We start from the raw sequence: 18,603 nt of genomic DNA on the forward strand, positions 1-18,603 counted from the left end.
AGGAAGAGGTACCTCATGTCCATCGCCCCCGACACCCGCACCGCGATCCGGCCGCAGACCCCCGTACTGGCCCCCGCGGACCTGGAGAAGTGGCTCACCGACCGAGTGGCCTTCCATCTGCACCGGCCCGCCCGGGAGATCGACCCGACGACCCCGCTCGCCGACTACGGCATCGACTCGGTGGCCGCGATCGGCATCTGCGGCGAGATAGAGGAACGCCACCTCCTGGCGGTCCCGCCGACCCTCGCCTACGACTTCCCGACGGTACGCGCCATCGCCGGGCACCTGGCCGAGCTGCTCGCCGTCGGTGATGCCGGGGCCGCCTCATGAGCGCACCCGAACCGGTCGCGGTCGTCGGGCTCGACTGCCGCTTCCCCGGGGCCCGGGACGCAGGCGAGTTCTGGAAGCTGCTGATGGAGGGCGGGGACGGCACCCGGCGCGTCCCCGAGGAGCGCTGGGAGGCGGACCGCTACCGGCTCGCCGACCCGGCCGCCCCGGGCGAGGCCCGGCCCCCCGGCCGCTCCAACACCGTGCGCGGCGGTTTCATCGACGACCCGGACGCCTTCGACCCCGCCTTCTTCGGGATCTCGCCGCGCGAGGCGGCCGCCATGGACCCGCAGCAGCGACTGCTGCTCCAGTGCTCGTGGCGCGCCATCGAGGACGCGGCGGTGGCGCCCGAGGACCTGGCCGGCACGGACACGGGCGTGTTCGTGGGGGTGATGGCCAACGAGTGGGCTCACCTCCAACTGGCCGACTACGACGGAATAACCGCCCGGCACGGCTCCGGCAACGGCTACTTCATGGGCGCCAACCGCGTCTCGTACCACCTGGACCTCAAGGGCCCCAGCCTCGCCGTCGACACGGCCTGCTCGTCCTCGCTCGTCGCCCTGCACCTCGCCTCCGGCGCGCTGCGCGCGGGCGACTGCGACTACGCGCTCGCCGGCGGCACCAACCTGATCATGACGCCCGTACTCAACATCTTCTACACCCAGGCGGGCCTGTCCGCGCCCGACGGCCGCTGCAAGCCGTTCAGCGCCTCGGCCGACGGCATCGGCCGCGCCGAGGGCGTCGCCGTACTCGTCCTGCGCCGCCTCGCCGACGCGCTCGCCGACCGCCAGCCGGTCTACGCCGTGCTGCGCGGCACCGGCGTCAACCAGGACGGCCGCAGCAACGGGATCACCGCGCCCAACCGCTGGGCCCAGCAGCAGCTCATCGAGCGGGTGTGGCGCTCGGCCGACGTCGGCGCCGACGACATCGGCTTCATCGAGGCGCACGGCACCGGCACCCTCCTCGGCGACATGATGGAGGCCCAGGCGCTCGGCCACCTCACCAGCGGCCGCAGCGGCGGCAGCGTCGCGCTCGGCTCGGTCAAGAGCAACTTCGGGCACGCCGAGGGCGCCGCCGGGATCGCCGGGGTCGTCAAGACCGTCCTCGCGCTGCACCACCGCACGGTGCCGCCCAGCCGCTTCGCCGACGACGAGAACCCGGGACTCCAGCTGCCCGAGCGGCGCCTGACACTGCTCAGGTCCCCGCTGCGGCTGCCGTCCGGCACCGTGCACGCCGCCGTCAGCAGCTTCGGCATGGGCGGCACCAACGCGCACGCCGTGCTCTCCTCGCCGCCGCGCGCGGTCCACCGCTCCGGCGAGCGGGTCCCGGGCGTCTTCACCGTCTCCGCCCGCTCCGCGCGCCAGCTGCGCCCCAATCTGCTGGCGCAGGCCGACGCGCTGGCCCGGCTGCCCGAGGACCGGCTCGCCCAGCTGTGCTGGACCAGCAACCGCGTCAAGTCCCGGCTGCCGCACCGCGTCGCCGTCGCCTCGGGCGATCTGGCGGGGCTGGTGGCGGGGCTGCGCGAGGCGGCCGAGCGCACCCACGACGAGGAGGGCGGGGTGCGGCGCACGGCGCCCACGGTGGCGTTCGCGTTCACCGGACAGGGCGCCCAGCACCCCGGCATGGCCGCCTCCTGGTACGCCTCCTCCCCCGTCTACGCCCGCCTCTTCGACGAGATCGACGAGCACCTCGCCGTCCACCTCGGCCGCTCGGTGCGCGACGCGGTCCTGGAGGGCGATCCCGGGGTGGACCGCACTGGTCTCGCCCAGCCCGCGCTCTTCGCGGTCGAGTACGCGATGGCGGGCGCCCTGGCCGACGCCGGGATCCGGCCCGCCGCCGTCATCGGCCACAGCATCGGCGAGTTCGCCGCCGCCTGCGCGGCCGGAGCGCTCGAACCCGCCGACGCGGCCCGCCTCGTGGCCCGCCGGGGTGCACTCATGGAGGCGCTCCCGGACGGCGGCGGCATGCTCGCCGTACCGCTGCCCGAGGCGGAGGTGGAGGCGCTGCTCACCGATCCCGCGCGGGTATGCGTCGCGGCCGTCAACGGTCCGCGCAGCACCGTGGTCGCCGGGGAGCTCGACGAACTCGCCCTGCTGCGCGCCACGTTGGCCGACCGGGGCGTCACCGCCCGGCCGCTGACCGTCTCGCACGCCTTCCACTCCCCGCTGATGCGACCCGCCGTCGAGCCGTTCCGGCGCGAGGGCGCGGACTTGGCGGTGCACGCCCCCTCGGTGCCGGTCTTCTCGACCGTGTACGGACGGGTCATGGGCGGCGAGGAGCGCATGGACGCCGCGTACTGGGCGCGCCAGATCACCGCGCCGGTGCGGTTCGCCGACGCCGCCGCCGAACTGTTCTCTTCCGGCGTCACCCACATCGTGGAGATCGGCCCGCGCGCCGTGCTCACCCCCATGCTCGCCCGGCTCAGGCCGACCGACGGCGACCCGGTGAGCTGCCTCGCCGCCCACCCGGGCGACCGCGCGCCCCGCCACCCGCTGCACCACCTGCTCGGGCAGCTGTGGAGCGCCGGGGCCGACCCCACCTGGGACAGCCTGTACCCGGAGGCGGACCGCGTGCCGCGCCGGCTGCCGCCGTACATCTTCGACGACAGCTTCCGCGCCTGGCGCTCCGCCACCGCCCCCGAACTGCCCGCGCCCCGCCTCCCCGCCATGGACGCGGCAGCCGCGGGACCGCCGACGGCGGAACTCGCCCAGACGTGCCCGCCGACCCCGGACGGTGGTTCCCCCCACGGGGTGTCCGAGGTGACGCACCGTCTGGTGTGCCGGGTCGGCGGGCACGACCCCTCGGCGGTACGGACCCACTCCCGCCTCGCCGAGGACCTCGGCTTCGACTCGATCCAGGTCATGGAGCTCAAGACCCGCATCGAGAACGAACTGCCCGAGCTCGGCAGCCTGCCCGTCGAGGAGCTGCTCGCGAGCCTGGAGACGGTGGGCGACCTCAGCCGCTATCTGGGCGAGCGCCTGCTCGTACCGGCCGCGGCGTCCGCGCCGACCGCACCGACTGTCCCGACCGCCCCGGAAGGACCGCGCACATGAGCCCGTCATCCGCCCCCGTCGCCCACCTGGTCTCGGTCGGCACCTGTCTGCCGGGGGAACCGGTGGACAACGCCACCCTGGCCAAGCTCGTCGGCGTCGACGAGCAGTGGGCCGAGATGTTCATCGGCAACGTCAGCAGGCACTTCGCCGTCGACCTGGCGACCGGCCAGGTCCGCCACTCCCTGGCGGACATCGCGGCGACCGCGGCGGACCGGGCCCTGGCGGCGGCGGGTCTGGAGGCCGTCGACATCGACTGCGTCGTCATGGGCACCGCGACCCCGGACCAGCTGATGCCCGCCACTGTCAACCTGGTGGCGGACCGCCTCGGCATCGACAACGTCCCCACCTACCAGCTCCAGTCCGGCTGCGCCGGGGCGATCCAGGCGCTCGACGTGGCCCGCACCATGCTCCTCGCCGGGCGCTGCTCGACGGTCCTGGTGATCGGCGGCGACGTCTGCGCCAAGCATCTGGAGACGGACTTCGACCCCGGCTCGCGCACCCCCGCCGAGCTGGTCAACTACATCCTGTTCGGCGACGGGGCGGGCGCGGCCGTGCTCAGCGCCGAGTCCTTCGGGCAGCGCGTCGAGATCCGCCAGGTCCTCAACCGCCTGGTGGGCCTGGGCAAGGCGCCCGGCCAGGTCATCGACTGGTTCGGCCTGGGCGACCGGCACAGCGACCGCACGGCGATCTCCGAGGACTACAAGGCGATCGAGGCGGCGGTCCCGGTGCTTGCGACCCAGATGTTCTGGGAGCTCATCGGGGACGTGGGCTGGACGGCCGACCAGGTGGACTATCTGCTCCCGCCCCAGCTCTCCGGCCGTATGAGCGACCGCATCTCCGACTCGATGCCCGCCCCGCTCGCCCAGCGCGTCAACGTGGTGCGCACCGTGGGCAACAACGGCAACGCACTGCCCTTCCTGCAACTGGCCGAACTGCTCGACAAGTGGCAGGGCGGCGGGCGGGCCGTCACCGTCGCCGTGGAGTCCAGCAAGTGGATCAAGTCCGGCATCGCCCTGGAGCGCGCATGACCACGATCGCAACCAACACCCCGGCGGCAAGCGGCAGTTGGCGGGATCCCGAGGCGCTGCGCACCCTGCGCGCCCGGTACGCCGCCGGGAGCCTTGAGGCCGAGTACCCCTCGGTACGGCCCCTGCTCGCCCGTCTCCCGGAGCGGCAACTGCCCGCCGCGGGACAGCTGCTCGCCCGGCTCGATCGCGAGGAGGTCGTCCGCCACCACGCCGACGTGCCGGTGGTGACCGTCGCCGTCACCGGCCAGTCCACCGTCGCCCCGCTGGTGGCCCCGCTCACCGCGGAGCTGGCCCGCCACGGACTGCTGCTCGACCCGGTGGTCTCGCCGTACGGCTCGTATCTGGCGGACCTGCTCGGACCCGGCTCCGGCACCGGGCCGCAGCCCCGCGTCACGCTGTGCCTGCTGGACGCGCACACCGTCTTCGAGGAGGTGCCGCTGCCCTGGCGGGTCGAGGACGTCGAGGCCGCGGCCCGGTCCCGGCTCGCCCTGATCGGCCGGGCCGTCCGCACCCATCAGGACGGCGGGCGCGGGCCCTTGGTCCTCAACACGGTTCCGCTGCTGCACCGCCACGCCCGCCAGCTGGTCGATCTGCGCTCCCGGGCCCGACTGGGCGTCGTCTGGCGCGAGTTCAACAGCGGGCTGCTCGCCCTCGCCGAGGAGCACCCCGGGCTGATCGTCGTCGACCTCGACCCGCTGATCGCCGAGGGGACGCCCGCGTACGAGCCGCGCACCGGTCTGTACGCCAAGGCGCGCCTCGCCGAGGGGCTGCTCGCGAGCTACGCCCGCGACGTCGGCCACCTCGTCACGGGGCTGCTCGGCCGGACCCGCAAGTGCCTCGTCCTGGACCTGGACGGGACGCTGTGGGGCGGGGTGCTCGGCGAGGACGGCGTGGATGGCATCGAGCTCGGCAGCGGGTTCCGCGGCGAGGCGTTCGCCGAGTTCCAGCGCGTGGTGGCCCAGCTCGGCTCGCAGGGGGTGCTGCTCGCCGTCAGCAGCAAGAACGACGAGGACAGAGTGCGCGAGGCGCTGCGCGAACACCCCTCGATGCTGCTGCGCGAGGACGACTTCGTCCGCGTCAACGCCAACTGGTCGGCCAAGCACGACAATCTGCGCGACATCGCGGAGCGGCTCGGGATCGGTCTGGACAGCTTCGTCTTCGTCGACGACAGCACCTTCGAGTGCGGTCTGGTCCGCGAGCAGCTGCCGCAGATCGCGGTGGTCCGGGTCGACGAGGAGCCGGCCCTGCACCCCGCCGCGCTCCTCGCGGACGGCTGGTTCGACCTGCCCGTGCTCACCGACGAGGACCGCGAGCGGGCGGGCCGCTACCGCACCGAGGCCAAGCGGCAGGAGTTCCGCGAGGACACCGGCTCGTACCAGGACTATCTGGACGGTCTCGGCATCGAGGTGACGGTGCGCCCGCCGGAGCCCGCGGAGCTGTCCCGGGTCTCCCAACTGACCCTGCGCACCAACCAGTTCCACCTCGCCCCCGAGCGCCTCCAGCTGCCCGAGGTGCGGGAGTGGGCCGAGCGCCCGGACCGCGGTGTGCTGGTGGTGCGCGCCCGCGACCGGTTCGGCGACCACGGCCTGGTCGGCGCGGTGTTCCTGCGCCGCGACGCGGAGGACCTGCACATCGACAACTACGTGCTGAGCTGCCGGGTGTTCTCACGCGGCATCGAGAGCGCCTGTCTGGCGGCCGTCCTGGAGCACGCGGCGGCGTCCGGAGCGAACGGCGCGCTCGCCCACCACCGGCCCACCCCGCGCAACGCCGCCTTCGCCTCCTTCTACATCGACCACGGCTTCGTCCCCACGGGCGTCGCCCCCGACGACCCCACCACCGTCGTCTTCCGCCACGCCCTGCGCGACATCACGCCCGCCCCCGCCCATCTGCGGCTGCACACCGCCTTCGAGGAGAACTGACCATGACCGCCACCGCCATCGCCGACGCCACCGAGTTCTGCGCGCTCCTGGAGGACGAACTCGGTATCCGCGTCGCCCCCGAAGACCTCGGCCGCCCCCTCGACGAAGTGGCCGAGTGGGACTCGGTCCATCTGCTGCGCCTGGTCACCGTGGTGGAGAGCGTCACCGGCCGCCGCATCCCGGTGGCCGACCTCCTGGAGGCCGTGACCTTCCAGCAGATGTACGAGGCGGTACGCGCGTGAGCGGCCCCGCCACGGCCGCCACGGCGGGCTGCCTCGTCCGGGCGCCGCGCGAGGACGCTCCGCTGCGGCTGTTCTGCTTCCACCACGCGGGCGGCGGGGCGTCGTTCTACGCCCCGTGGGCCGCCCGGGTGATACCCGAAGTCGACGTCCTGCCGGTGCAGTTGCCCGGCCGCGAGTCCCGGTTCCGCGAACCGCGGTTCCACGACGCGGGGACCCTGGCCGAAGCCCTCGCCGACGAGCTCGCACCGTGGCTGGACCGTCCGTACGCCGTGTACGGGCACAGCATGGGCGCGCTGATCGGCTTCGCGGTGGTGGCGGCCCGGATGCGGGCCGGGGGCCGGGCGCCGCTCGCGATGTTCCTCGGCGCGTACGCGGCCCCGCATCTCACCCCGCCCCTGCCGCCCGCCGATCTGCACGACGACGCCGGCCTCGCCCGCCTCCTGGTGGACATCGGCGGGCTGCACCCGCAGTTCCTGGGCCGCGACGACTGGCTGCGCGCCCTACTGCCCATCGTCCGGGACGACCTGCGGATCTGCGCCAGCCACCGGGAGGCGGGGCTGCCGGACCCGGACGAGGCGGAGCAGCGGCTGCCGCTCGACATCCGGGCCTTCGCGGGCGCGGACGACGCGCTCGTGGACCCCGGCGCGGTGTACGCCTGGGAGCGGTACGCGCGCGACTTCCGGCTGACCACCGTGCCGGGCGGCCACTTCTTCCCGCGCGACGCCCCCGAGCCGTTCTTCGAGGAGCTCAACCGCTCGCTCGCCGGGCTGCTCACCGAGGCGCGGCGGGCCCCCGCGTGACGGGCCGCCTCACCGCGGGCGCACCACGCGCGGCACCCCGGCCATGCGCCGCCGGGCCTCCTCCGCGTTCTTCTCGTACAGCGTGCGCTGCTCGTCGACGCCGGGCATGACCCACAGCGGGCGCGAGGAGCCGTCGGCGAAGGCGAGCCCCTCGGTGTCGGGCCGCAGTCCCGTCAGGGTGAGCGCGAACGGCTCCTGGTAGTCGATGGCGCCGTCGGAGGTGAGGCGGAAGGGGCGGTCGTGGCCCGGGTAGATGACATCGGCCGCCCCGATCACCCGGTCGATGCTGCGGGCCGCGAGGTCGGCGTCCCAGAAGACCAGCGGGTTGCGGCGCGTCGTGGCGACGTACGCGAAGTGCAGGGCGTCGCCGGTGATCGCGGCCACTCCGGCGTCGGTGTCGACCAGTACGCCGATGCTGCCGGGCGAGTGCCCGGGCAGGCCGATGACGCTGACGCCGGGCACGATCTCCTCGCCGTCCGCCACCTCGCGGATGCGCAGCTGTTCGAGCAGCAGTCCGGTCCAGGCGGGGGTCGCCCAGTCGTTGGAGTGCGGCGCGTGGGCGTAGCGCCGCTCGTCGCCGTGGAGGAGGAGCTCGGCGCGCGGGAACAGATCGATGTTCTGTACGTGGTCCCAGTGGGCGTGGGTGAGCACCAAGGTGTCGATGTCCGCCGCTGTGAGGCCGCGCGCCGCGAGCGCCGCCCACAGATGGGGGCGGCGTCCGACGTGGGCGGCGTCGACGAGGATGGTGCGGGGGCGGCCGGTGGCGTCGGCGCCCCGGACGAGGAAGACGCCGCAGAAGGCGGGGTAGCCCTGGTCGGTGTCGATGGCGAAGCCGGGCAGGAGAATGTCGATCGTCGGCATGGAACTCCCTTGTGTGTGGCCGCTGTTGACACTCATGCGGCCGTGTTCCGGTGTCAGCCGTCGGCCGCCTCGTGGACGGCGGCGCGCAGCGCTTCGAGGCTGTGCGGGTTGGCGAGCGTGGAGAGGTCGCCGGGCACGTCCTGGGTGACGCAGTCGCGGATCAACCGGCGCATCACCTTGCCGGTGCGGGTGCGTGGCAGTTCGGGCAGGGCGACCACGCGGCTGGGCCGGAAGGCGGGCCCGAGGGCGTCGGCCACGCGCGCGCGGATCCGGTCGGCGTCCGGCGCCGACAGCGTCCCGTGCGCGGGCACCACGAAGCACCAGAGCGCCTCGCCCTTGACCGGGTGCGGAATCCCGACCGCCGCCGCCTCGGCCACGGCGGGGTCGCCGAGCGCGGCCTCCTCGACCTCGGCGGGGCCGAGCCGTTTGCCCGCCACCTTCATCACGTCGTCGAGGCGGCCGTGCACGAACCACTCCCCGTCGGACCGGGACGCCAGGTCGCCGTGGGACCAGCGGCCGGGCCTGCGGCTGAAGTAGGTGTGGGCGAACCGCTCGGGCGCGCGCCACAGGCCCCGGGTCATGCCCGGCCAGGACTGGCGCACCACCAGTTCGCCCATCACGCCCTCGCCGACCTCGGCGCCGTCCGCGTCCTCGATGACCGCGTCGATGCCCAGACAGGGGCCGGTGAAGCCGCACGGCGTCTGGGGGACGGTGGGCGCGGACGCCAGGAGCGAGCCGCCCACCTCCGTACCGCCGCTGATGTTGATGACGGGGCAGCGGCCGCCGCCGACCTCGTGGAAGTACCAGCGCCAGGCGTCCTCGGTCCAGGGTTCGCCGGTGGAGCCGAGTATCCGCAGCCGGGACGCGGCGGACCCGGGCCCGGCGGTGGTCATCATCGCCCGCGCGAGGCTGGGCGAGCTGCCGAAGACGCTGACCCGGTGGTCGTCCAGGAGCCGCCACAGCCGGGCCGGGTCGGGGTGGTCGACGGCGCCTTCGTACGCGAGGACGCAGGCACCCGCGAGGGTGCAGCCGACGACGACGAGGGCGAACATGATCCACCCGGGGTCGGTGACCCAGAAGGCCACGTCGTCGGGGCGCACGTCGAGGTTGTAGCGGACCTCGGAGCCGACCTGCACGGGAAACCCGCCGTGGGTGTGGACGGCGCCCTTGGGGCGTCCGGTGGTGCCGGACGTGTACAGGAGGAGGAAGGGCGCGCTGGCGGGCAGCGGCACGGTCTCGGCGGGCTTCGCCTCGGTGAGCGCTTGCCAGGTGGTGATGGCCGCGCCGGACGGCGACGCGGTGTCGGGCGGTTCGTCCGCGACGACCACCAGGTGGTGTACGTCGGGGACCTTGTCCGCCGCCGCGCGGGCGACGGGCAGCATCTCGTACCGCTTGCCGCGCCGGGTCGTGGCCACGGCCGTCACCAGCACCCGGGCCCCGGCGTCGGCGAGCCGCACCGCCAGTGCCTCGGTGCCGAAGCCGGAGAACATCGGGACCAGGACGGCGCCGATGCGGGCGCAGGCGAAGAGCAGCACGAAGGCCTCGGGACCGGGTGGCAGACAGCCCGCCACCCGGTCCCCCTCCCCCACTCCCAGGCCGCGGAGTCCCGTGGCGACCCGGGCGCTGAGTCGCGCCGTCTCGCGGTAGCCGAGCCGTCCCCGCGTGCCGTCCTCGCGCTCCCAGCGCAGAGCCGTCGCGTCCGGGCGGCCACGGCGCACATGGCGCTCAAGACAGGACTCGACCAGGTTGGTCCGACCCCCGGGGAACCAGCGCGTGGCGGCGATCCCGCCCCGCCCGTCGCGGGCGCACAGCGGCTGCTCGTGCCAGACGATGCCCATGTCGCGGGCGGCGCTGGTCCAGTACCACTCGGGGTCCGCGACGGAGCGGCGCTGCAGCTCGCGGTATCCGTCCAGGCCGTGGGCCTGGCAGAACCGGGCGACGTTGCTGTGCTCGGTCAGCTCCCGGCCGGGGTACCAGGCGTACTCGCCCATCAGTGCGCCTCCGGGTTCTCGATGAGCGCGGCGATGCCCTGGCCGCCGCCGATGCACAGCGCGACGACCGCGAACCGCGCGCCGGTGCGGCGCAGTTCGTGGGCGGCCTTGAGCAGCAGGATCGTTCCCGTCGCGCCGATCGGGTGGCCGAGCGCGATCGCCCCGCCGTTCGGGTTGACCCGGTCGGGGTCCAGCTTGAGGTCGTCGAGTACGGCGAGGACCTGCGCGGCGAACGCCTCGTTGAGCTCGACCACCGCGATGTCGTCGATGTCGAGCCCCGCGCGCCGCAACAGCTTCCTGATGGCGCCGGCGGGCGCGAATCCCATGATCTCCGGCTCCAGGGCGGTGACCACCACATCGCGCAGCAGACACAGAGGGACGGTGCCCGGGCGCAGATCCGTGGCGCGCGTCATCAGTACGGCGGCGGCCCCGTCGTTGAGCCCGGCCGAGTTCCCGGCGGTGACGGTGCCGTCGGGAGCGAACGCGGGGTCGAGCTTGGCGAGCCGCTCCACGGTGGTGCCGGGGCGCGGGTGTTCGTCCCGCCCGACCTTGCCGTCCGGGGTGAGCACGGGCACGATCTGACCGGCGAACCGCCCTTGCGCCACGGCCTCGGCGGCCCGCTGCTGGCTCCGGGCGGCCCAACTGTCCTGGCGCTCCCGGGAGATGGCGAACCGTGCGGCCACGGCCTCGCCCGTGAGCCCCATCGGGCCGTGCGCGAAGGGGTCGGTGACCAGCGAGAACGTCCCGTCGATACGAGGTGGTCCGGGCAGCTCGTCGGCGGCGCGCTCGCTGTAGTCGAGCAGCGGCTGACGGGTCATCGACTCATTGCCGCCGGCCACCATGACCTGCGCCTCGCCGAGGGCGAGCGTCTGCGCGGCGGACCAGACGGCCTGGAGGCCGGAGCCGCACAGCCGGTTGACGTTGTACGCGCGCACCTCGACCGGCAGCCCGGCGGCCAGCGCCGCGCGCCGCGCGTTGAACGCGTCCGGCCCCACCTGGCCGACGCAGCCCAGGACGACCTCGTCGACCTCGTGCAGGTCGATACCGGCCCGCAGCAGCGCCTCCTGGATCACCAGGGCGCCGAGCCGGTGCGCCGGGACCGACCGCAGCGCCCCCTTGAACCGCCCGACGGGCGTGCGCGCCCCGTGGACGACGGCTATGTCGGACAGCATCAGATCCCCCGCTCGTCGAGCCAGTCGAACACCCGCTGGTGGAAGTGGAGGGCCGCGCCCTCCTGGCAGTGCTCGCCGGAGCCGTCGGCGGCGGCGAACCGGATGAGGCCCTTCTCGGCGCGCAGCGCGGCGTGGACCCGCTGCGCCTCGCCGCGCGCGACCACGTCGTTCTCGGCTTCCAGGACCAGGGTCGGGCAGGTGATGTACTCGGCCACGCCGTCGAGGTTGTACGGCATGCAGGCGCGCAGGGCCTCGGCCGGGGTCTTGGCCCCGAAGGCCCACATGCCGTGCCGCAGGAACCAGCGCAGCTGGGTGCTGTGCGACATGGCGACCCCCAGGGCGGGCCCGGCCACCTCGTCGCGGCTCTCCGTTACCCATTCGGCCAGGTGCGCCGGGATGCCCGCGAGGGGCAGCCGGTAGAAGTCGTAGATGCCGTTGTGCAGGACGCAGGCCGCGAAGCGCCGTTCGAAGGCGGCGGCCCGGGCGCCGAGGAGCCCGCCGAAGCTGGTGCCGAAGAGGACGAGCCGGTCGGCGTCGACCCCGGGCAGGGTGAGTGCGTGGTCCACCACCGGGGTGACCACCGACTCCCAGTCGGGCCGGAAGGCCAGGCCCTGTACGCGGCGCACGGACTGCTGTCCGGGCCCCTCGAAGGCGAGCACGTGGTAGCCGCGCCGCAGGGCGCCCGCGCCGACCATGAAGTACAGCTCCTCCAGCGTGGAGTCGTACCCGCCGTGGTGGATCAGGGTCGGCCGGGGCTCGTCCGTGGGCCCGGCCAGGAAGAGGTAGCCCGGCAGGGTCGTGCCCTCGTACGGGATGCGGAGCGGGACGACCGGGGTGTCGAACAGTTCGGCGGCGCGGGCGAACGTCTCGCGCGAGTGCAGTGCGAGGCGGTCGGACTCCCGGTCGTGGTCGCGGTCGTCGAGGCGGAAGAAGTCGGCCGTGCGGTAGTAGTTGGAGGCCCGCAGCAGCGCCTCGCGCGCGCTCACCCGGTGCCCGGCGGCCAGTGCGTCGTCGCCGGTGCGGTGCAGCCGCGCGGCGGTGGCCGACCAGGCGCGGCACCAGGCGGCCTCGTTGCCGTCGGGAACGTCCTGGCAGGTGACGAGCACCTCCCCGAGATCGGCGCCCCCGCAGGCGGCGTGTCCCGCCGTGCGCAGCGCCTGGAAGGAGAACGCCTTGTCGTCGAAGAGGAACTTCACCGCGGGCCTCCCGCTGAACCCACTGAACGGAACGGCACCGTTCCGGCTCGTAGGGCGCGAACGTACACCCGCCACTCACGGAACGCAACCGTTCCGTTCCGTGTTAATCTCCGATCATGGCCAGCCTCCGTGACAGCGAACTGCGGCGCCCGCCCGCCGGCGCGGGCGTACTGCGCGAGTCCGTGACCGAAACGATCCGCCGGGCGATGTTCGAAGAGCTGGCGGAGTCCGGGTACGCACGGATGTCGATGGAGGCCGTGACCCGCCGCGCGGGCGTCGGCAAGGCGGCGCTCTACCGCCGCTGGCCGTCCAAGGAGGCCATGGTCGTCGAGCTGGTCTCCGAGGCGGCCGCCGCGCACATCCCCACGACGACGGACTCGGGCTCGCTGCACGGCGACGTCGAGCGGTTCGTCCGGGAGACCCTGCGGGCGCTGCGGCACCCCCTGGTGGGCCGGATCATCCCCGACCTCCTTGCCGAGTCGGCCCGCAGCGCCTCACTCCACGACGCGCTCCACCACACCGTCCTCGCCCCGCGCCGCGCGGCGGTCGCGACCCTTCTGGACCGCGCGACGGTACGGGGCGAGCTGCCGCCCGACATCGACACGGCCCTGGCCACCGACCTGTTCGGCGCGCCGCTGTACTTCCGCATGCTGGCGGCGGGCGGCCCGACGGACGACGCCTATGTCGCACGGCTGACCCACGCCATCGTCGCGGCGGTAGCCGCGAGCCGCTGACCGCCCGCGACCCTAGAGCCTGTCTTTGAACCCCCGTCGTCCGCCCGGAGGGCGGGGGTTCAAAGACAGGCTCTCACCCGGGCAGCAGCTCGGCCTCCATGTCGCAGCACCCGCCGCGCCGCATCAGCCGCCCCACCGAGAGCCACTCGCTGTCGGCGGCCGCGTGCCGCACCGGCTGCCCGAAGGCGGCCACCAACTCCTCGGTCTCGTACGGCACTCCTCCCCGGAGCACGGAGACCGTCCGTACCATCGCGTCGAAGTCCTCGAACGGGTCGCCGTCCACCACGGTCAGGTCGGCGATCTTCCCCTCCTCCACGGTGCCGAGATGCCGCTCGACCCCGAACAGGCGGGCCGGGAGCACGGTCGCGGTGCGCAGGGCCGCCGCCGGGGAGAGACCGCCCCGGTGCAGCGCGCGCAGGCCCAGGTGCAGGGAGAGGCCGACGGGCACGATCGGCGCGTCCGTACCGAGGGCGACCAGGCCGCCGGCCGCGAGCACCCGGCGGTAGACGTCGGTCTCCGTGCGCAGCGTGGCCAGTTGGGCCGCCGTCGGCGGCACGCCCGCCGACTGCCGCACCAGCGCGGAGTCCCACGGCGGCATCACGACGGTGACCCGGGGGTCCGCCGCGAGCCCGGGGTCGGCCCCGATCAGCGGCGTCGAGGTGAACGGCGTGGCGATGAGCGCGAAGTTGACGCCGCGCGCGGAGTAGACCTCCACCACGTCCTCGTAGGCGCGTCCCGACGTGGTGGTGGCATGCCCGAACTCGGCTCGCTGGGTGGCCTGCAGATGGGTCGTCAGATCCTGGCCCAGCTGCACGCCGGGCGAGAGCAGATGGCTTCCGGCGCGCACCCCGAGGCGTTCGTGCGCGAACCGGGCCGCCTCCTCCATCACCCAGCTCGGCGCCCGCACATAGGTCTTGACGAAGTCCCAGTCGAGCGCGGCACCCCGCTCCAGCGACCGCCGCAGCCCCTCCCTGGTCCGGTGGGCGCGCCCCATGCTGTACGCCACCCGTGAGCCGTCCAGCAGCTCCCCCGTGGTCAGCAGCCGGGGCCCGGCGAGCTGCCCGGCGGCCACCGCCTCACGGATGCGGGCCTGTTCGTACGCGAATCCGCCGAAGGAGACAGCCGTGGTGATCCCGTAGGTGAGCTGGCCCACGGTCTGACGGCCGCCGTAGGTGCTCTGCCAGGGGTGGGTGTGGGTGTCCCACAGGCCGGGCACGACCGTACGCTCCGAGGCGTCGATCCGCCGCAGCGCCCCACGGCCGCGGTGCGGCTCGACGGCCGTGATGCGCCCGTTCCGTACGACGATGTCGACGTCGTCGCGGACCTGCTCGCCGGTGCCGTCCCACAGCCGCCCGGCGTGCACCACCGTGTCGGCGGGCGCGGGCCTGCGCGCGTCCAGCGGCACCCGGACGGTGCGCGCGGGCCCGCCGTCGACGCCGATGAGCCGCAGCCGCGAACCGGACAGATACAGCAGCGTCTTGGAGTCGCCCGACCATGACGGGTGGTCGGCGGGCTCGTCGGTCAGGGTGCGCGGCGGGCCCTGCGGGGTGCCGTCGGGGGCGACGGGCAGCAGACAGAGCGCGGACTCGACGATCACCGCCATCCAGCGCCCGTCGGGCGACCAGACGGGCCCCGAGTCGTACCGGTCGGAGACGGAGACGTGCGGCGCCACCGCGTGGAGGCGGGCGGTGCCGGTCTCCGTGTCGACGACCCGGATGAGGTTGTAGCCCTCCCTGAAGCGCGCGTTGAGGCGGTTGCGGTCGCAGAGCGCGAGACGGCGGCCGTCGGGCGACCAGCTCGGGCGGCCGGGCAGCCCGCCGCCGCCGAGGGGCGCGGCCAGGACGCGTTCGGCGCCGGAGGCCAGGTCGCGTACGAGGAGGTGGCCGGTCATGTCGAGGCAGGCGAGCCGCTTGCCGTCGGGCGAGAGCGCCGGGTGCACACGCCCGCCCGTCGCGAGCGTGCTCTCCGCACCGGTGGCCAGATCCCGACGGTGGATGCCGAGCAGCCCGTCGCGGTCGTCGGCGTACAGCAGCGCCCGCCCGTCGCGGCTCCAGACGGGACCGAGCAGATAGCGCGTCGGCGCCGACTCGCGCAGCCGCTCGGGCGGCCGGGCGCCCGAAGTGTCCGCCAGCCACAGCGTGTTGAGGGCGGCGAACGCGATGCGCCGCCCGTCCGGCGAGAGCGCGGGCAGATGCACGCCCCGCACCGGCCGCGCGCGCCCCTCGCCGAGGTCGTACTCCTTGACCCGGTAGCGCGGCCGCTCCACGGGCAGCACACCCTCGAACGGGATCGTCTCCGCCTCCCCCGGCCGGTCGGGCCGTACCAGCGTGAAGCGCCCGTCGACGGTCAGCAGCAGCTCCCCGGCCGCCGTCCAGCGCGGGGGCACCGGCGCGAGGTCCCCGGCGACGGCGACCGGCCTGCCGTCGACGACGAGCACGCAGGAGCCGTTCGGCGCGGCGGTGGTGCGCAGATGGGCGAGCCGACGGCCGTCGGGCGCGAGGGCCGGGCACATGACCTGCGCGGCTTCGCTCTCGGTGTACACGACGCCGACGGGCCCGGCCCCCTCGGCCGCGACGGCGGCGACGGTCCGCGCCTCCACGCCGAGCCCCGTGGGGAGGGTGACGACTTTCGCGCGGACGAACAGGATCCTCGCCCCGTCCGGCGACCAGGTGGGGTCGAAGTCCTCCCAGGCCCCGTCCTGGAGCGGCCCGTCCTGGCCGGGCAGCCCGGTGAGCCGAGTGAGCCGCCCCGTTCGCAGGTCCAGCACGTGGACGCGGTACGGGCTGCCCGCCACCGGATCGCCCGCGCGCTCGGACGCGAACGCGAGCCGCGTCCCGTCGGGCGACCAGGCCGGCCCCCGGTCGTCCCAGGGCCCCTCGGTGCGCCGCCGCACGTCCGAGCCGTCCGGCCGCATGGTCCACACGTGATAGCCGCCGCCCTCATAGGCGCAGAAGGCGATGAGCGACCCGTCCGGAGAATGGACCGGCCGACCCGGTTCAAGACCCGCCGGGGTGAGCGGCACGGCCCTGCCCCCGTGCCGGGGCAGCGACCACAGCACGCTCTGGACCTCGGCGACCACCCGGTCCCCGGCGGGCGCGAGGCTCGCGGAGCCGTTGGTTGCGGCACTGAACGACAGCGAGAGCCCGCTGCGCTGCCGGGCCGCCGCCGGCACCGTCCCGACGGCGGTGACGGCCCCGGCCGCACCGGCGGCGGCGAGCAGTTGACGACGGGAGAGGGAGCTCGCGGCGACGCCGCTCGGGTCACGATCCATGCCCCCACACGCTGGTGCACCACGCACCACGTGGGCAACCCTGCCATTCAGGCCAAATGGGTGGGGGCGGAGGAGCAGTTGAAGGCGAACGGTCAGATGCGCCAGGACCGTATCCGGTCGGCCGCGTCGTAGGCGTCGGTGTGGCCCGCGTCTATGTCGCGGGCGAGATCGATGAGGGCGCCGTACGGGGCGTCCAGGCCCTCGCCCGCCGCGTTCATGTACGCGACCACCACCGCCGCGCCGAAGAGCGCGTTGCGGGCGGGCAGGGGGCGCAGCCGGATGATCGCGTGCATCAGGGCGCCCGCCCGCCAGGAGTTGTCGACGGTCGCCTCGACCCGGGGGGTGTTGACGCGGTGGCGGCCGACGGCGGCCACCAGGCTGGAGAAGTCGTGGACCGTGGGCTGCTTGGGCAGCACTTCCGTCTGGCGTTCGAGCAGCCAGCGGATGTCGATGTGGAACTCCACCGTCAGGCGGCCCGCCCCGAGGAGTCCCGCTGGTCGGGGGCGTCGTCCGGGAAGGCCGCGTCGAAGGCGTCGCCCTGTTCGGCGATGAAGGAGCGGAAGACCTCCGCCGCGCCTTCCAGCCGTGGATCGCGCACCGCCTCGTACGCGGCCTGCGTGATGAGCGCGGTCACCGTCGACCCCTCTGCCTCCGCGCGCTCCTTGAGCAGCGCGTGCAGTTGGTCGTCGACCCGGATCGTCACTGACTTGGACATGCTTCGACCGTACAGCAGGCCGTACAGCGCGGGACCGCTTCCGCCGAAACGGCCCCGCGGCGGACGCGCCCGGCGGGCAAGTCCCGGACGGGCGTCAGGCGTTCGCCGCGTATCGCCAGAAATCCTGCATGGCGACGGGAGGCGGAGTGGGTCCGGTCAGCTCCAGCTGCGTGAGCAGGATCGTGGCCGTGCCGGTGGACGGGACGATGTGCGCCGCCGTTCCGGTGCCGCCCATCCAGCCGAACCGTCCCGGCACGTTCCACGGCTCGACCGCCTCGACGTCGACCGAGGCCCCGAAGCCCCAGCCCTGCCCCTCCAGGAACAGCCTGCTCGCCTCGCGCTGGGCCGGGGTGAGGTGGTCGGTCGTCATCCGCCGTACGGAGTCGGGCGACAGGAGGCGGTGGCCGTCGAGCGTGCCCCCGGCGAGCAGCATCCGGGCGAAGGCGTACAGATCGTCGACGGTCGAGACGAGCCCGCCCGTCCCGGACGGGAACGCGGGCGGCGTGCTCCACTGCCCGTCCTGCGCGTCGACCAGCTCCAGGCCGTCGGAGTCCGGGGCCCCGGCCCGGTAGTAGCCGGTGAAGCGGCCGAGGTCGGCGGCCGGGACCGCGAACCCGGTGTCGGTCATGCCCAGCGGCTCGAAGATCCGCTCGGCCAGGAACTCGGGCAGCGGACGCCCGGCGACCCGGGCGATCAGTACGCCCTGGATGTCCGAGCACGCGTTGTACAGCCAGGCCTCGCCGGGCTGGTACAGCAGCGGGATCCGGGCGAGCGCCGCCATCCACGCGTCCGGCGCCGCGACGGCCTGCGGCTGCGGCGGGCCCTGCAGCAGCTCGGTGAAGAGCGGCGCGACCGCCGGGAGCGAGAAGTCGGAGGGGAAGCCGTATCCGGCGCGGAAGGTCAGCAGGTCGGTCACCGTGATGGGACGGACGGCCGGGACCACGTCGTCGACCGGGCTCTCGGGCGTACGGACCACGCTGGGCGACGCCAGCTCCGGCAGCCACTCCGCCACCGGCGAGTCCAGGGCGATCCGGCCGTCCTCGACCAGCGTCATCACCGCCGCCGCCACGATCGGCTTGGTCAGCGACGCGATCCGGAAGATCGAGTCCCGGGCCATGGGCGCGCTGCCCTCGACGTCGGTGTGCCCGACGGCCTCCACCTCCACCCGGTCGCCCCGGGCCACCAGGCCCACGGCCCCGGGCGCACAGCCGTCGCCGCCCACGTGCTTCGTGAGGATGTCGTGCAGATCGCTCATCGGTCCACCTTCGGAAGTCGGAAGTCATCAGCGGTCGGT

General features: G+C 74.2%; 15 protein-coding genes. 7 read left to right on the top strand and 8 right to left on the bottom strand.

Features of this window, described 5'->3' with window-relative positions:
* Positions 1-15: 15 nt before the first annotated feature.
* Genes OG965_RS06555 through OG965_RS06580 form a run of 6 tightly spaced genes read left to right on the top strand, consistent with a single transcriptional unit; the run spans position 16 to position 7,369 of the window.
* The gene (locus tag OG965_RS06555) at positions 16-330 is read left to right on the top strand and encodes an acyl carrier protein (RefSeq protein ID WP_371650080.1); all 315 of its coding nucleotides are present in this window, start codon (positions 16-18) and stop codon (positions 328-330) included.
* Positions 327-3,380, top strand: coding sequence for a type I polyketide synthase (locus OG965_RS06560; protein WP_371650082.1), 3,054 nt, complete (start codon positions 327-329; stop codon positions 3,378-3,380). Before OG965_RS06555 ends, OG965_RS06560 begins: the two co-directional genes overlap by 4 nt.
* The gene (locus tag OG965_RS06565) at positions 3,377-4,408 is read left to right on the top strand and encodes a 3-oxoacyl-ACP synthase III family protein (RefSeq protein ID WP_371650084.1); all 1,032 of its coding nucleotides are present in this window, start codon (positions 3,377-3,379) and stop codon (positions 4,406-4,408) included. Before OG965_RS06560 ends, OG965_RS06565 begins: the two co-directional genes overlap by 4 nt.
* Positions 4,405-6,327 (top strand): HAD-IIIC family phosphatase, encoded by a 1,923-nt coding sequence (locus tag OG965_RS06570; RefSeq protein WP_371650086.1) that lies wholly within the window; start codon positions 4,405-4,407, stop codon positions 6,325-6,327. The genes OG965_RS06565 and OG965_RS06570 overlap by 4 nt, the downstream gene beginning before the upstream one ends.
* Before the next feature lie 2 nt (positions 6,328-6,329).
* Positions 6,330-6,569, top strand: coding sequence for an acyl carrier protein (locus tag OG965_RS06575; protein ID WP_371650088.1), 240 nt, complete (start codon positions 6,330-6,332; stop codon positions 6,567-6,569).
* Entirely contained in the window at positions 6,566-7,369 is an 804-nt protein-coding gene (locus OG965_RS06580; RefSeq protein WP_371650090.1) for a thioesterase II family protein, read from the top strand. Before OG965_RS06575 ends, OG965_RS06580 begins: the two co-directional genes overlap by 4 nt.
* A 9-nt stretch (positions 7,370-7,378) precedes the next feature.
* Here OG965_RS06580 and OG965_RS06585 read toward each other — a convergent pair whose 3' ends face one another.
* From OG965_RS06585 to OG965_RS06600, 4 genes are read right to left on the bottom strand one after another with little or no spacing between them, the layout of a single operon-like run.
* On the bottom strand, positions 7,379-8,230 hold the full coding sequence (locus OG965_RS06585) for an MBL fold metallo-hydrolase (RefSeq protein WP_371650092.1): 852 nt from the start codon (positions 8,228-8,230) through the stop codon (positions 7,379-7,381).
* Positions 8,231-8,283: 53 nt separating this feature from the next.
* The gene (locus tag OG965_RS06590; RefSeq protein WP_371650094.1) at positions 8,284-10,221 is read right to left on the bottom strand and encodes an AMP-binding protein; all 1,938 of its coding nucleotides are present in this window, start codon (positions 10,219-10,221) and stop codon (positions 8,284-8,286) included.
* On the bottom strand, positions 10,221-11,393 hold the full coding sequence (locus OG965_RS06595) for an acetyl-CoA C-acyltransferase (RefSeq protein WP_371650096.1): 1,173 nt from the start codon (positions 11,391-11,393) through the stop codon (positions 10,221-10,223). The genes OG965_RS06590 and OG965_RS06595 overlap by 1 nt, the downstream gene beginning before the upstream one ends.
* Positions 11,393-12,589, bottom strand: coding sequence for an alpha/beta fold hydrolase (locus OG965_RS06600; protein ID WP_371650098.1), 1,197 nt, complete (start codon positions 12,587-12,589; stop codon positions 11,393-11,395). The genes OG965_RS06595 and OG965_RS06600 overlap by 1 nt, the downstream gene beginning before the upstream one ends.
* 116 nt (positions 12,590-12,705) lie before the next feature.
* Here OG965_RS06600 and OG965_RS06605 point away from each other — a divergent pair, with 116 nt between their 5' ends.
* Positions 12,706-13,323, top strand: coding sequence for a TetR/AcrR family transcriptional regulator (locus OG965_RS06605; RefSeq protein WP_371650100.1), 618 nt, complete (start codon positions 12,706-12,708; stop codon positions 13,321-13,323).
* A 73-nt stretch (positions 13,324-13,396) separates the two neighbouring features.
* Here the strand turns inward: OG965_RS06605 and OG965_RS06610 are convergent, their stop codons facing one another.
* The 4 genes from OG965_RS06610 to OG965_RS06625 form a co-directional block, all read right to left on the bottom strand.
* Positions 13,397-16,594 (bottom strand): amidohydrolase family protein, encoded by a 3,198-nt coding sequence (locus OG965_RS06610; RefSeq protein ID WP_371650102.1) that lies wholly within the window; start codon positions 16,592-16,594, stop codon positions 13,397-13,399.
* A 92-nt stretch (positions 16,595-16,686) separates the two neighbouring features.
* A complete protein-coding gene (locus tag OG965_RS06615) occupies positions 16,687-17,058 on the bottom strand; it encodes a toxin Doc (protein WP_079126386.1) in 372 nt (123 codons plus the stop codon).
* A gap of 2 nt (positions 17,059-17,060) precedes the next feature.
* Positions 17,061-17,309, bottom strand: coding sequence for a ribbon-helix-helix protein, CopG family (locus OG965_RS06620; protein ID WP_101386713.1), 249 nt, complete (start codon positions 17,307-17,309; stop codon positions 17,061-17,063).
* Between the two features lie 94 nt (positions 17,310-17,403).
* Entirely contained in the window at positions 17,404-18,564 is a 1,161-nt protein-coding gene (locus OG965_RS06625; protein ID WP_371650105.1) for a serine hydrolase domain-containing protein, read from the bottom strand.
* Positions 18,565-18,603: the final 39 nt, after the last annotated feature.

The sequence above is a fragment of the Streptomyces sp. NBC_00224 genome, assembly GCF_041435195.1.
In the GTDB taxonomy this organism is placed as follows: domain Bacteria; phylum Actinomycetota; class Actinomycetes; order Streptomycetales; family Streptomycetaceae; genus Streptomyces.